The 13,988-nt window shown below is 44.5% G+C and carries 14 protein-coding genes; 6 read left to right on the plus strand and 8 right to left on the minus strand.

The window, feature by feature from the left end; all coding sequences use genetic code 11:
- Positions 1 to 473: 473 nt before the first annotated feature.
- Positions 474 to 1,685: an MFS transporter gene (locus HW45_RS16780; RefSeq protein ID WP_038228357.1), complete on the minus strand. Its 1,212-nt coding sequence runs from the start codon at positions 1,683 to 1,685 to the stop codon at positions 474 to 476.
- A gap of 104 nt (positions 1,686 to 1,789) precedes the next feature.
- Between HW45_RS16780 and HW45_RS16785 the strand changes: the two genes are divergently transcribed.
- A complete protein-coding gene (locus HW45_RS16785; RefSeq protein ID WP_038228584.1) occupies positions 1,790 to 2,659 on the plus strand; it encodes a LysR family transcriptional regulator in 870 nt (289 codons plus the stop codon).
- Here the strand turns inward: HW45_RS16785 and HW45_RS16790 are convergent.
- From HW45_RS16790 to HW45_RS16805, 4 genes are all read right to left on the minus strand, one after another.
- On the minus strand, positions 2,643 to 3,365 hold the full coding sequence (locus HW45_RS16790; RefSeq protein ID WP_038228359.1) for a hypothetical protein: 723 nt from the start codon (positions 3,363 to 3,365) through the stop codon (positions 2,643 to 2,645). The two genes, HW45_RS16785 and HW45_RS16790, sit on opposite strands and share 17 nt — an antisense overlap.
- Positions 3,366 to 3,413: 48 nt before the next feature.
- Positions 3,414 to 3,644, minus strand: a complete 231-nt coding sequence (locus tag HW45_RS16795; protein WP_006070589.1) for a glutaredoxin family protein — start codon at positions 3,642 to 3,644, stop codon at positions 3,414 to 3,416.
- 68 nt (positions 3,645 to 3,712) lie between these two features.
- Positions 3,713 to 4,981 carry a hypothetical protein gene (locus HW45_RS16800; RefSeq protein ID WP_038228361.1) on the minus strand — a complete coding sequence of 423 codons (1,269 nt, stop codon included), beginning with the start codon at positions 4,979 to 4,981 and terminating at the stop codon, positions 3,713 to 3,715.
- Positions 4,982 to 5,128: 147 nt separating this feature from the next.
- On the minus strand, positions 5,129 to 6,022 hold the full coding sequence (locus tag HW45_RS16805; RefSeq protein WP_006070591.1) for a DMT family transporter: 894 nt from the start codon (positions 6,020 to 6,022) through the stop codon (positions 5,129 to 5,131).
- A 117-nt stretch (positions 6,023 to 6,139) separates the two neighbouring features.
- On the opposite strand from HW45_RS16805, the gene HW45_RS16810 reads away from it, so the two are divergent.
- Positions 6,140 to 6,622, plus strand: coding sequence for a MarR family winged helix-turn-helix transcriptional regulator (locus HW45_RS16810; RefSeq protein WP_006070592.1), 483 nt, complete (start codon positions 6,140 to 6,142; stop codon positions 6,620 to 6,622).
- 34 nt (positions 6,623 to 6,656) lie between these two features.
- Here HW45_RS16810 and HW45_RS16815 read toward each other — a convergent pair whose 3' ends face one another.
- Positions 6,657 to 7,094, minus strand: a complete 438-nt coding sequence (locus HW45_RS16815; protein ID WP_006070593.1) for a GlcG/HbpS family heme-binding protein — start codon at positions 7,092 to 7,094, stop codon at positions 6,657 to 6,659.
- A 102-nt stretch (positions 7,095 to 7,196) separates the two neighbouring features.
- Positions 7,197 to 8,795, minus strand: coding sequence for a malate synthase A (gene aceB / locus HW45_RS16820; protein ID WP_443083043.1), 1,599 nt, complete (start codon positions 8,793 to 8,795; stop codon positions 7,197 to 7,199).
- A gap of 330 nt (positions 8,796 to 9,125) precedes the next feature.
- Here aceB and gcl point away from each other — a divergent pair, with 330 nt between their 5' ends.
- From gcl to HW45_RS16840, 4 genes are all read left to right on the plus strand, one after another.
- Positions 9,126 to 10,919, plus strand: coding sequence for a glyoxylate carboligase (gene gcl / locus HW45_RS16825; protein WP_038228366.1), 1,794 nt, complete (start codon positions 9,126 to 9,128; stop codon positions 10,917 to 10,919).
- 10 nt (positions 10,920 to 10,929) lie between these two features.
- Positions 10,930 to 11,706: a hydroxypyruvate isomerase gene (hyi, locus tag HW45_RS16830; protein WP_038228368.1), complete on the plus strand. Its 777-nt coding sequence runs from the start codon at positions 10,930 to 10,932 to the stop codon at positions 11,704 to 11,706.
- A 22-nt stretch (positions 11,707 to 11,728) separates the two neighbouring features.
- Complete coding sequence (locus tag HW45_RS16835) at positions 11,729 to 12,628, plus strand: 2-hydroxy-3-oxopropionate reductase (protein WP_200874587.1); 900 nt, start codon at positions 11,729 to 11,731, stop codon at positions 12,626 to 12,628.
- Between the two features lie 235 nt (positions 12,629 to 12,863).
- The gene (locus tag HW45_RS16840) at positions 12,864 to 13,478 is read left to right on the plus strand and encodes a TetR/AcrR family transcriptional regulator (RefSeq protein WP_038228372.1); all 615 of its coding nucleotides are present in this window, start codon (positions 12,864 to 12,866) and stop codon (positions 13,476 to 13,478) included.
- An 82-nt stretch (positions 13,479 to 13,560) separates the two neighbouring features.
- Here the strand turns inward: HW45_RS16840 and HW45_RS16845 are convergent, their stop codons facing one another.
- Complete coding sequence (locus tag HW45_RS16845; protein WP_038228374.1) at positions 13,561 to 13,824, minus strand: hypothetical protein; 264 nt, start codon at positions 13,822 to 13,824, stop codon at positions 13,561 to 13,563.
- Positions 13,825 to 13,988 lie beyond the last annotated feature (164 nt).

Below are 13,988 nucleotides of genomic sequence, written 5' to 3' on the forward strand. Positions count from 1 at the left end.
GCTGTAGCGCGTCCCATTGTTTACCTCTCATAAAATCTTCGTTTTATGTTAATTTTGATTATATAGGCTGACATGGTTTGTTGATTATTTAACTATTTTTACTGTTATTGTGATTATATTATTAAACGATTTTTAACTTATTTGGCCAATGGTTTTAATAGTCCTTGTTATACATGGCCTTCAATTGAGCGATCTTGTGGTTTCATATTTTAAAAAGAACCCTCTAACAATTTTTCATGGAAGTTTGTTAGAGGGCTAATACACGGATTCGTGTAGAATGTTAGCATTAATATTAACGGTGTAGTTCGTTAATAACTCTGTGAGTTGTTGGATAGCCACAAAGTAAATAAACCTTAAACAATTAGTTAAGGTTTGTAACGAGAAAAGTTATTAACGTTATTTGTTACTTACATTAATATTGATTACCGTTGGTGAGTAGGTGCTCAACGATAAGGGAAAGTTTAGTAGAGGGTTTAACGAGAGTCTGCGACAAGTACCGTAGTTTGCTCTGCTCGATCTAGCTTGGCAAGTTTCCAACATAATGCAAACAGGGCAATGTACAAGACTAATCCACCTTCAACCACAGAAGTCCATTTACCGTGTTGCCAACAGTACAGTAAGAAGAAACCACCAATACTTCCGCCTACGTAATAATGCACGAGATAAAGTGCAGTAGCCGTGGCTTTGGCGGTGGTCGCTTTTTGACTTACCCATGCGTACGCTAATGTATGTGTAAAAAACGCGCCGCCGCTAATGAGAAGCAGTCCAACCAACATAGCAGGAATGCTCTCTATTATTGCGACTAGCATACCGAGCAAGCTGAGAGTAGTGCCCAGCACCATTCCAATAATTGGCGAGAAATGAGCGCGCCATTTGCCAGTCCATTTTGAAGAAACCGTTCCTGCTAGATAGCAAAGGAAGATCAGCGCAGATAACGTGACCGGTAGATTATGTGGATCCGCCACCAATCTAAACCCCATCACAGAGTAGAGATTGACGAAGAGCGCAAAGTTAATACCGCCGATGATCATTGCAACCCAAACTATCGGTGTAGAAAGATGAGTTAACAGGGCTCGGTTGTGGTGAAAGAAAAGGCCACGCGTCGGTTTGAAATGTTGCTGCTTCGGTAATAGCAAGGCGACAATAATGACGCAAACTAATGTAAAACTGGAGATAATTAGCACCGCGGTATGCCAATCAAAGTAGCCTGTGAGTATTCCGCCAGCCACACGCCCGGCAATACCACCTAGTGAGTTGGCGGCGATATAGCCGCCGATAGCTCGCGTAAAAGCTTCGCTGGATAACTCCTCTACCATATAAGCGACGGCTACTGAGGCAAATGCTGCTAAGGATACTCCCATACAAGCTCGCAGAAACACGAGTGTTGATAAGTTTTCGGTTAACAACATCAGATAACCGATAACAGGAATCGCAAATAAACCTGCGAGCATTACGAACCGTCGGCCCAAGCTCTCTGAAGTAATAGCCCAAGGCACTAAACATACTGACAGACCTAGCGTTGAAGCCGCGAACACCCAGTTTATTTCAGTTTCTGAGACTGAAAAGTGTATAGCGAGCTGCGGTAGGATTGGTTGGAAGATATATAGATTACAAAACACCAAAAAGGAGCCGAGGGCTAATGCCCAAGTTATCTGTTGGTATTGTTTCGTATGCAGCTCTATCACAACCTGATTCTCTATAACTAAACGATGCTAATGTGACCAAGTTAGCACTCCAATTTGGATTAATGAAATATATTAAAGCTATAACTTCGATATATTTTATTAATATGGATATTAAACAACTAAAGCACTTTCTTGCCGTCGCAGAACACCAAAACTTTACCCGAGCAGCCCAAGCGGTGGCCATTGCTCAGCCAGCACTGAGCATTTCTATCAAGAAGTTTGAGCAGCAGCTCGGTGTACAGCTTTTTTCTCGCGTCGATAAACAAGTTATGTTGACACAGGAAGGTCGAGTGTTATTGCCTCACGCTCAGAAGGTTCTGCGCCAAATTGATGATGCCAGCCTAGCCATTGATGAGATGAAAGGGTTATTAAAGGGCGAAGTTCGTTTGGGGACACCAAGTATGATGGGGTCCTATTTTTTTCCAGAAATAGTCATGGCATTTAAGAGTGCCTATCCCAATCTCAAGATGACGGTCATCGAGGCAGGGACACAAGACATCAGAAAGATGTTACTCCATGGGGATATAGACCTAGGTGTAATTCGCAATACGGACGTGCCCGATGATTTAGAAGTCGACCAAATCTTTCGCTCTGAAATGGTCGCAGTAGTCAGTCAAAACCACCCATTTGCAAATAAACAATCATTAGATTTTGACGAGTTTTTCGATGAAGAACTGGTGATGTTTAAACCCGGATATTTCCACCGCGACTTTATTGATGAGGAGTGTGAACGCCGCAATATTGAAGCGAAGTTCTCGTTTGAAACTAATCTTCTCCCAATGATTTTATCTATAGTAAAGCGTGAGTTTGCTATTACGGCATTATTAGAATTGGTCACAGGGCACGAACTGGAACTTAAGGGGTTGTCGTTTGAGCCGCCAGTATTCGTTGACCTTGCTCTGGCGTGGCGTAAAGATGGGTATTTATCGCGCGCTGATAGGACTTTTATAGACTTTGTTAAGAAGCATCTTTGATGCAAGTGCTAGATGCAGGTAGCCGAGTGAGCACTTGGCCGATAGACGTTGCGGAATAAACCGAATGGCTTATGTCTTGTTGTCTAATGGTTACCATTCCAATCAAAGCCATATTCGTACCTATTTGGACATAAATAGGTGTGCCAGAAAACACCTGAGTCATATCACTGCACTGACTTATGGTCATGTCGCTCAGAATAGACGAGTCAACAAAACAGGTTTCAATGGCAAGTGCTGCACGAGCTTGATCATAAACCAATAATTGAATCGGCTCGTTTTCCCATTGAATGGCAGAGGTGTCGACAAGAGCAGCGATATCCTGGTGACAGCCTAACTGAGAACCGACTTCCAGAATGGCCCAGTCATCTTGCGCCGTCATCTTTTCGACGTTCTGGTGGTCGGTCTTTACTGAAGTCGCGTGAGCAAAGTCATAACGTTCATCTTGGCCAAATAGCGCGGTTAGCCGAATATCTCTGAGTGGGTAGAAGTTGCGAGAGGTATAATCGTAGATACAATGAGCCGGTGTGATTAACGTTTGGTTGGCAATTTGTGTGGCGAAGCAAGTGTGCATCGGCGAAGGCTGACTGCCAATATGAACTAAATACAGTCGTTGATTAATGATCCTCGCTTCATCCAAGACTTCTAAACTGTCCGCATGGCTGAAAGCGGTAACGAATCCAATTAAAAATGCCCACCAATTGTTCATACTATACTGCCTCCTGACATTGATAGAGGCAGTATAGGAAATGATACATTAATTGCTTTTGTACATACGTTCGAAATTCTTCGGGTTCCAACCAACCATATATTGGTCACCAATTTTCAGTACAGGAAGAGAACGAGCTCCAATCGCATCTAGCTCTTTGCGACCACGCTGCATCTTTGCATTGGTCAGGCGGTATTTATAACCCTTGCTGTCCAAATAACGCTGAGCATCTTTACAGTGAGGGCATTTGTCTGAGACATACAGTACTAATCGTTTCACAAGGATTCTCTTTTGGTAAAAACAGCCGCCTATAGTACGGTTCTTCGTTGGTTTGTAAAGTTCGACCGTTACGCAAACATCCAGTTCTTAAACTTATCGTACGTAGTTAAATGTGCATCGCTTCCTTTAAGCGCACCTAACAACATCGCTGACACGGCAGGATCCTGGCTGGTAAAGACAAAGCCCCGTGATTTTTTGATAACTCTGATATTGAGTCCGGCGTCCTTTTTCAGCCTATCGATATATCGGCGGCTTTTGTTAAAGTCCGATTGAAGCATGACACTATCTAGAGGCGAGATCATCTGTACAAACCGGTAGGGGTGAGACAGATATCCACTAGCCATTAGGATCGAAGCAAGGATTGGCGAGGAGAGAAGGGAGGCTCTAAGCCATACTGGAATGATGTGATATTCACCACTTTGCGCTCCTTTTACCCACTCTTGTGAAGAAAGGTTTTGTGTAGCTAAGTGCTGTCGTCGAGTTTGAATATCCTTCCACATGGTCTTAGCATCGGTCAGAGCGGTTTTGATTCTTCTCATCTCAAAGAACTTAATGATTTCGCCAAATATCTTCGACAAAATTCCGGCTAATGCACCGACAAACTTGGGACCAGCAGGATTTACTGACGCTGACGCAATCTGTGCTCCGATAATTGCAGCCGACCCCACTGACTCGCCAATGCCTTCAATAATACGTTGGCCTTGTGCTTTGGTAAGTGCCGAGCAGATGTCTTGGGCAGGAGACTTCAACAATGTCACTCCGCAGCCAAGACGCCAGTTATAGATCATATCAGCGGTTTGAGTAACCGCTTTTGTTACCCCCTTGACGACTCCAGCGATTTTGGATTCACTTGAGTGCTTTTTGATTAAGTTGAATAAATTTTTTGCGACTTTCTCGACTAGCCAGCTACAAAAGCGCTTGAGTAGCATATCACCAGCGGGACCGAACAGAATATCTTGGATTTTATCGCACATCTTCTTCAGAATTTCTTTTATTTTCTGCAGGATAGTTTTGTGCTCTTTCACTTTTGGTGTGTCGCTCTTGGACTTCTTTTTGGATTTACTAAGAGAGGATAGCGTTGTTTTTGCTTTGTCATAGTAAGTGACTCGCTGTAGCTTATACTTGTCGCCTTCTTCTCCAGGGGCTGCATTAGCTGACACTTCAACAGTACTTAACAAGCCTTTGATTTTGCGTTCGAGGAAATTTGTATCTTCTAACCCGACACTTTCGACGTCTCTAAACTCGAGTTTGGCTAGGACATAAACGCCAGCGTGATAAGCATCCGTGGCTTCTAGTTTTTGTGCGTTGCCGATAGGACTGAGGTTTTTTGCGACCATGCGTGTTCTCAAGTTGTCAAAGGTAACTTACAACATAGTCAATAATTGATGGGTTCGCTAATAAATTGCTTTTATTGGAGTTTTAAGAAGAGAGGTAGGGAAAGTTGCACTGCCTGAAAACCAATAAATCGGGCAGTGCAATGAAGACTATCGGTTGGCTAGTCGCGTTACACGATGCTGTTTTACTGCCATGATCATTTGTGGAATCAGTGAGGTAATGATCATGCCCATCATCAGAAGGTATTGACTATGAGTGAACGACTCACCGAGTAGCATTAGACCACACACAATGCCTGCTATTGGGTTTGCGATACCACCGAAAGTGAAATCTACTACTGTCATCCGCTGTAACAGCCATACGTACATGCCGTAACTTAGTGCGGTATTGAGACCAACGACCCAACTTAAACCAAACAGGTTTCGACCATCAAAGTTCTCGATGACCGAGACATAAGTTTCCGGTGCAATTGCGGCGTGAAAGCCAGAAGCAATCGCTAAGATTGCGCCGCCTAAGATTAGCTGCCAAGTTAATATTGTCCACCAATGAATTCTAGTGCCCAATGACTTAGTGATACTACTACCCGCGACAATACACATAATCGCTGCAAGCATTGCGCCTAAACCTATTGGGTTAAGGCTGATCGAACCTGGCGAGAACAAGAAAAATGCCAGTGATACCAGCGCTAGACCACTTAATGCTTGTGACCAGCTCGGACGGTGTTTTTTTACCAGCCATTGATATAACATTGCGAAAACAGGCACCGAAACCATACCTACGCCAGAAATGGCAGACGGCAAGGTTTGCGCCATCACAAATATCAAACCAAAGAAGGTGGCGATGTTGATAAGACCAAGTGTTAGTAATACTTGCCACTCACCTTTTTTAGGTAAAGTCGGCTTAACCAGCAGTAGTAACAAACCTGCTGGTAGCGCTCGCAGAGCTCCTAACAAAATCGGCGGCCAGTCTGGTAGCGTAAATTTGGTTACGGCATAAGTTGTACCCCAGAAAAAGGCGGGGATCATAGCCAAAAGTATGTTCATCTAATTTATCTTTACGTTAAGATATTTGCGCACACTCTAACGACAAATTGGCTGCCTGTAAAGTATCTTTATGTTAAACTAATTTTTCTTGATGATTAACCAGTGGATGAATAAGACATGGATGCGATTGATCGCGTAGTAGAGCAGTGGGCAAAACAGAAGCCTGAGCTCGACACAGAACCTATGGCCATGATGGGGCGGCTAATGCGCATTGCCAAATATATGGAAACCAAAGTGGCGGATTTACATAAAAAATACGACTTAAAACTTGGTGAATTTGATGTATTGGCAACCTTGCGACGTAGTGGTAAGCCTTATCGCTTAACGCCGTCAGAGCTAATTAACACGATGATGCTTACGTCAGGAGCGATGACCAATAGATTGGATAAGTTGGAGTCCAAAGGATTAATTTCGAGAGAGCACAGCAAAGCGGACCGTCGAAGCGTTACGGTGCAATTGACTCAAGATGGCTTAGTGCTGATTGATAAAATGATCGAAGAACACGTCGAAGTGCAAGATGGACTGGTTAAATCTCTTTCGGCTTCTCAGAAAAAACAGGCAAATCAGTTGTTTAAAACTTGGTTAAGCCAATATGAATAAGCATTAAGGCCCTAATTCGTTAGGGCCTTATACGTTAAGCGGCTACCTCATCGCTGTATAAGTTGGCACAGTTAATCCCTTGAATAGCGCAGCGCTCATCAATATCAGAGAGATCGCCACTCACGCCAATAGCGCCAATCACGTTTTTCTCTTCGTCTCTAATAAGCAGTCCGCCCGGAACGGGAACCATGTTACCGTGGGCAAGTACGTTAACCGCGGAGATAAATGCAGGACGAGAATCAGCGTCTTGCGCTAGTTTTCGAGAGGAACAACCTAACGCCAATGCGCCCCATGCTTTGGCAATTGCAATATCAGGTCTCATCATGCTGGACCCATCTTGTCGCTGCAAAGAAATCAGTTTTCCTCCATTATCAAGAACGGCAACAGTCAAAGGCGCACAGTCGTCAGACAGTCCAGCTTCAAATGTGCCATCAATAATGGTCAGTGCTTGTTGTAGAGTTAAACTTCCCATGTTATCTCCTCGTCTCATAGCTTGCGCTATTCGTACCTGCTGCCTTAAGCACTTATTCGGATTAAGTCAGCAGGATTTAGGCGTACTTTGCCAACAGTTTGGTTAAAGTAACGAATAGCTTGGAAGGGTCAGGAAGTTAGCGAACTGTTTTGCTGTAGAAAGCTCATAAAAAAGGTCAGCTGTTTCATCAAAGCGTCCTGCAGCATAACGTGCATCGCCAACTTCCTGTTTAATCGTTTTTAGCTCTTGGTAGAGCCAAGTGTGAAAGAGTGATGATGTAAAGACTTGGCCATCATCCAGAGTGACACCGTGGTGGATCCACTGCCAGATGTTGGCACGAGAGATCTCAGCCGTTGCGGCATCCTCCATCAGTCCATAAATTGGTACGCAACCGTGCCCCTGTATCCATGCCTCAATGTAGTAGAGAGCGATACGAATATTTTTGCGTACACCCGCCTCATCGCGAGTACCTTCGCAAGGTTTTAGTAGCGTCTCGGCAGTAATGTTTTCCGATGGACTGACATAATCAAGTTGGTTGGTTTTCCCCTGAAGCTGCTCGTCAAACACCGACATCGCAAGATCAACCAGTGCAGGGTGCGCGACCCAAGTGCCGTCGTGACCATTATTCGATTCGCGTTTTTTATCTTCAATGACTTTCGCCGTTACACGTTCCATTTCCAAAGGATCTTTTGCTGGAATGAAGGCCGACATCCCGCCCATCGCAAGTGCGCCACGAGCATGACAGGTTTTAACCAATAGCTGGCTATAGGCGTTTAGGAACTCTTGGTCCATACCGATGCCGTGTCGGTCTGGCAAAATTCGGTCTTTGTGGTTCTTTAACGTCTTAATGTAGCTGAATATATAGTCCCATCGGCCACAGTTCATGGCTACAATGTGGTCCTTCATTGCATACAACATCTCTTCCATTTGGAATACAGCAGGCAGCGTTTCGATAAGTACTGTCGCTCGAATTGTTCCTGTTGGTACCCCGAAGTAGCGTTCAGTAAAGGCAAAGACGTCATCCCACCATTTTGCTTCTTCCATGCTTTCCAACTTTGGAATGTAGTAATAAACACCTAAGCCTTTGTCTGCTCGAGACTGATAGTTGTGGAAGAAATACAACGCAAAATCCATCAAACACCCACCAATCGGCTGGCTCTGATATTGAATAGATTTTTCTGGTAAATGAAGTCCGCGAGGTCGGGCAATTAATAGTGCTGGGTCGCTATTTAATGAGTATTGCTTGTCTTTGGTGTCGTCGTAATAACTGATGGTTCCAAGGTTGGCGTCACGTAAGTTAATTTGTCCCTCAACCATGTTTTGCCAGGTCGGGGAGGAAGCATCCTCAAAGCAACACATAAACACTTTTGCGCCGGAATTCAGTGCATTAATGACCATCTTTCTGTCAACAGGACCGGTAATTTCAACACGACGATCTAATAGCGGAGCTGGTGGCGGGCTAACCTTCCAACTCTTGTCATCTCTTATTGATTTGGTGTCCTTGCGAAAATCGGGCAGCTCGCCCGCATCAAAGGCGGCTTGTTTGGTTTCGCGGTCTTGTAGCAGTTGAGTGCGTCGACTGCCAAAGTGCGCCACTAACGTCTCTAGGAAGGTTAGGGCGTCGGAATTTAGGATCGCTTGATAAGCTGTGGACTGGGTATCTCCAATTACCTTAAGACAATCTGCTTGTGCTGCGTCCATAACTTCATTAAGTGCCATTGTTCGTCTCCTTTAAACAATACTTTCTTATTTTGTATACAAAACTGTATCCGTGTACTTACTTATATTGGAAAACAAACAAATGATCAAAGGGTATTTAACATTAATTTATCATCGAGTTTTTCTGAAAATATTTTTACGTAAAGATATTTTATATAAAGCATTATCTGTTAGGAACTACGGCGTAAGTAGTCACTTAGTGCTTTAACTCTATGTTGCAAAAATGTTGATTTTGGGGTTGCGATTCTCTGGATATGGTTCATAGTACACAATATGGATTTGAATTGTATACAATCTGAGAGGGATATTAGAATGGCGAAAATGAAGGCAATTGAAGCAGCTGTAGCCGTACTAAAGAAAGAGGGAGTAGACATTGCGTTTGGTGTTCCGGGCGCAGCAATCAACCCCATGTATGCGGCGATGAAACACCTAGGTGGTATTGACCATGTGTTAGCCCGCCACGTTGAAGGCGCATCACACATGGCAGAAGGCTACACGCGAACTAACCAAGGTAATATTGGTGTTTGTATTGGTACATCGGGACCTGCTGGAACGGATATGATCACGGGACTCTATTCTGCATCGGCGGACTCGATTCCGATTCTATGTATTACTGGGCAAGCCCCTCGAGCAAGGCTGCATAAAGAAGATTTTCAGGCGGTAGATATAGAATCTATTGCCAAACCAGTAACAAAGTGGGCGACCACAGTACTAGAGCCCGCTCAAGTGCCACGCGCATTTCAAAAAGCATTTCATTTAATGCGTTCAGGTAGGCCTGGCCCGGTTCTTATCGATTTGCCACTAGACGTACAGCTAGCTGAAATCGAATTTGATATCGATACCTACGAGCCACTTGCGGTATACAAACCAACCGCAACTCGCGAGCAGGCAGAAAAAGCACTCGATATGCTGTGTGCTGCCGAAAAACCGGTCATTGTTTCAGGTGGCGGTGTTATCAACGCAGGCGCATCAGAATTGCTACAACAGTTTGCGGAACTGACTGGCGTGCCAGTGATTCCAACGCTGATGGGTTGGGGTACTATCCCTGATGATCACGAGTTGATGGCAGGCATGGTGGGTCTTCAGACGGCACACCGCTATGGTAACGAAACGCTTTTGAACTCTGATTTTGTATTCGGTATTGGTAACCGCTTTGCTAACCGTCACACCGGTTCATTGGATGTGTATACCGAAGGCCGCAAGTTTGTCCACGTAGACATTGAGCCGACTCAAATTGGACGCGTATTCTGCCCGGATCTTGGTATTGTGTCGGATGCCAAATCTGCATTGGAGCTATTAGTCGATGTTGCTCGCGAACGTTCATCAAAAGGTACTTTACCTAATCGTGCGTCTTGGGTTGGTGAATGCCAGCAGCGCAAATCCAGTATGTTGCGTAAAACGCACTTCACGGAAACGCCAATTAAACCAATGCGTGTTTATGAAGAGATGAACAAAGCATTTGGTCGTGAGACTTGTTACGTCAGCACGATTGGTCTATCGCAAATCGCGGCGGCTCAGTTCCTTCATGTATACAAGCCACGCCATTGGATTAACTGTGGCCAAGCGGGTCCTTTAGGCTGGACTGCTCCCGCTGCGCTGGGTGTGAAAGCCGCGGATCCAAACCGTGATGTTGTCGCAATATCAGGTGACTATGACTTCCAATTTATGATTGAAGAGTTAGCTGTGGGTGCGCAGTTTAATCTTCCGTATATCCACGTAGTCGTTAACAACTCGTATCTTGGCCTAATTCGTCAGGCACAACGTCAGTTTGACATCGATTATTGCGTGCAGCTTGCGTTCGACAATCAGAACTCTCCAGAACTTGAAGGGTATGGTGTTGACCATGTGAAAGTGGTGGAAGGGTTAGGCTGTAAAGCGATTCGTGTAACACAGCCAGAAGACATCCAAGATGCGTTCGTTCAGGCAAGAGAGCTGATGGCGAAACACAAGGTCCCTGTTGTGGTTGAAATCATTCTAGAGCGTGTCACTAACATCTCAATGGGTGTCGAAATCAACGCTATCAATGAATTTGAACCACTAGCTGAAAATGCAACGGATGCACCAACTGCACTGTCGTCACTAGATTCGTCAAACTCACAGTCTTAAGGAGAAAATTATGCCAAAATTCGCAGCTAACCTATCGATGCTGTTTAATGAAGTTGACTTTCTGAGTCGATTTGAAAAAGCGGCTAATGCAGGGTTTCACGGAGTAGAGTATCTGTTTCCTTACGATTTCACAGCAGAAACTATTAAGTCGGTGTTGGATGACAATAATCTAGAGCAGGTTTTGTTTAACCTTCCTGCTGGTGACTGGAATGCGGGAGATCGTGGTATTGCGGTCGACCCAAGTCGCATCGAAGAATTCCAACAAGGGGTGAGCCAAGCGATAAGCTACGCCCAGACTCTGGGCTGTAAGCAAATCAACTGCTTGGCAGGCATTGTTCCGGCAAGTGTGACTGAGCAAGACGCGAGAACGACGTTCGTAATCAACCTTCGTTATGCTGCTCAGCAACTGGAAGCGGCAGGCATCAAGTTGGTGATTGAAGCGATTAATACACGTGATATTCCAGGCTTCTTCTTGAACACCACAGAACAAGCGAAATCCATTATTGAAGAAGTCGGTAGTGCGAACCTATCGGTTCAATACGACATCTATCACATGCAAATTATGGAAGGCGACTTAATTCCGACCATCACCAATAACTTATCGCAAATTTCTCACATTCAATTGGCTGACAATCCGGGGCGTCATGAGCCAGGTACCGGTGAAATCAATTATGACTTTGTATTGAGAGAACTTGACGCAATGGGCTACCAAGGTTGGGTGGGCTGTGAATACAAGCCGAAGACGACCACTGAAGAAGGTCTTTCTTGGTTAAACGCTTTTCAATAATTCGATACGTTAAGGAGAACACATCATGAAAATTGCATTCATCGGTACCGGAATTATGGGTCAGCCAATGGCTAAAAACCTGCAAGCGGCAGGTTACGAATTGGTATTGTCGGATCACTTCAATGCTCCACCGGCTGAACTGGTTACTCGCGGCGCAACAGTATGTCACTCACCGAAAGAAGCGACTGAGCTCGCTGACGTTATCATTCTAATGGTGCCAAATACACCACAAGTTGAAGACGTATTGTTCGGAGCAAGCGGAGTGGAAGAGGGGTTAGCGGCAAGCACGTCTCAAAAGTTAGTGATTGATATGAGTTCAATTTCGCCAATCGCGACTAAGTCATTTGCTAAACGCATTAAAGAAAGTGGTGCACAGTATCTAGATGCTCCGGTGTCAGGTGGTGAAGTGGGTGCTGTTAATGCAACACTGAGCATTATGGTAGGCGGCGACCAAGAAGCATTTGATCAAGCTCGCCCACTGTTTGAGAAACTAGGCAAAAACATCACGCTTGTTGGTGATAGTGGCGCAGGCCAAACATGTAAAGTCGCTAACCAAATCATTGTTGCACTTAATATTGAGGCAGTGTCGGAAGCCCTTGTTTTTGCATCGAAAGCCGGTGCGGATCCAGCGCGTGTGAGACAGGCGCTATTGGGAGGCTTTGCAAGTTCTAAGATTTTAGAAGTGCATGGCGAACGTATGGTAGAAGGCACATTTGACCCTGGCTTTAAGATTGCGCTTCACCAAAAAGATCTAAACCTTGCGCTAACTGGAGCTCAAGAACTTGAAGTCGCGTTACCCAACACAGAAAACGCGCAAGCACTGTTTGGTGAGTGTGCCGACTTAGGTGGTGAAAACTGGGACCACTCTGCACTAATTAAAGCAATAGAGGCTCGCTCTAATCATTCAATCCGTAACGAATAATGATTACTTAGGGCCATGATTTCCGCATAAATCGCGTAGTTTTGTCTCCTTTTATACGCGTTCCCGAAATCGTGCAGGCAGTTATTGGAGTTAAAGGGCTTCTAACTTCAACATTAACAGGCGCTGTTTGTATCGGTTTTGGGATTTTTTACCTCTCAGTATTCCCCATAAGTTTTGGACTTATTCTTTGTTTTCATTAAGATTAACTAAGTAGCACATGAGAGCAGGGAAGAGTATGTCGCGAATCAGACGAAAGAACCAAGACCTTATTATCGAGGTTGCCAGTGAACAGTTTGCTATGCATGGTTACGCAGCCACCAAGATGGCCGATATAGCAAAAGCGGCAGATATTCCCAAGCCTAACGTCTTTTACTACTTTAGCTCCAAAGACAAACTTTACTATGCCGTGCTCGAAACCGTCACTCAGCCATTGCTTGCTGCGTCATTACCTATCGAACAGTTAGATGATCCCGTCGAAGCGTTGACTCAATACATTCGTACCAAACTGACGATTTCCCGTGATTATCCTCATGCTTCTCGTGTGTTCGCTAGTGAAGTAATGTCCGGGGCAAAGGTGTTGCCAGAATCCATTCGAGACAAGCTGTTTGAACAATCGCAGATGATCATTTCCAAGTTTGCTACTTGGTCGAAACAAGGCTTTATGGATGAAGTACCACCGCATCATCTTATGTTTGCGATTTGGTCTGCGACTCAGACCTACGCTGATTTTAATTGGCAGATTTGCAGTGTATTGGATAAACCCGAATTAGACGACGCAGATTATGAACAAGCGGCGACGTTTCTCACCAAGTTAGTTATACAAGGTTGTGGTGTTAAGAGTCGGGTATAATGCACTTTTACAAGGTAGAGGTGACGTACAGCTGCTCCATCGATATAGAGCGGAATAGAAGCAGCTGTGTCTAATAGATATGCTAAAGGTCTTTATTTCGGGTGGTTTGCTGGCGAATATAGTCACCAAATTCGTATTTACGTTCCTGGCTACCAATTTGATACAACTCTGTTTCTGTTCGCTGTTGAGCGTAGTTAGAGGCTTTCATAGAGCCATTGAGAATTTTTAACATCTGAGCAGAGACACGCTTCATAAATCGATCAACACGCCTTCCATACACTCTTAGTATGCCTAGAAAGCTGCAAAAGCTCATTGCGAGCGCGACCGACCAATGGATTTCAATCATGAGATTTCCTTGAGTATTATAACGACTTTGACTTCAACAAAGGTTATTAACCAGTGCACAAATATTTATATAGTTATTATGGTTTGTGAATATAGTTATATAAGTTCGTTATATCAATGTGCCAGAAATCTATTGATACAAACAGTCACACAGCTAGAAACTAA

Origin of the sequence: Vibrio sp. ER1A (genome assembly GCF_000733315.1) — a bacterium.
GTDB classification, from domain to species: domain Bacteria; phylum Pseudomonadota; class Gammaproteobacteria; order Enterobacterales; family Vibrionaceae; genus Vibrio; species Vibrio mediterranei.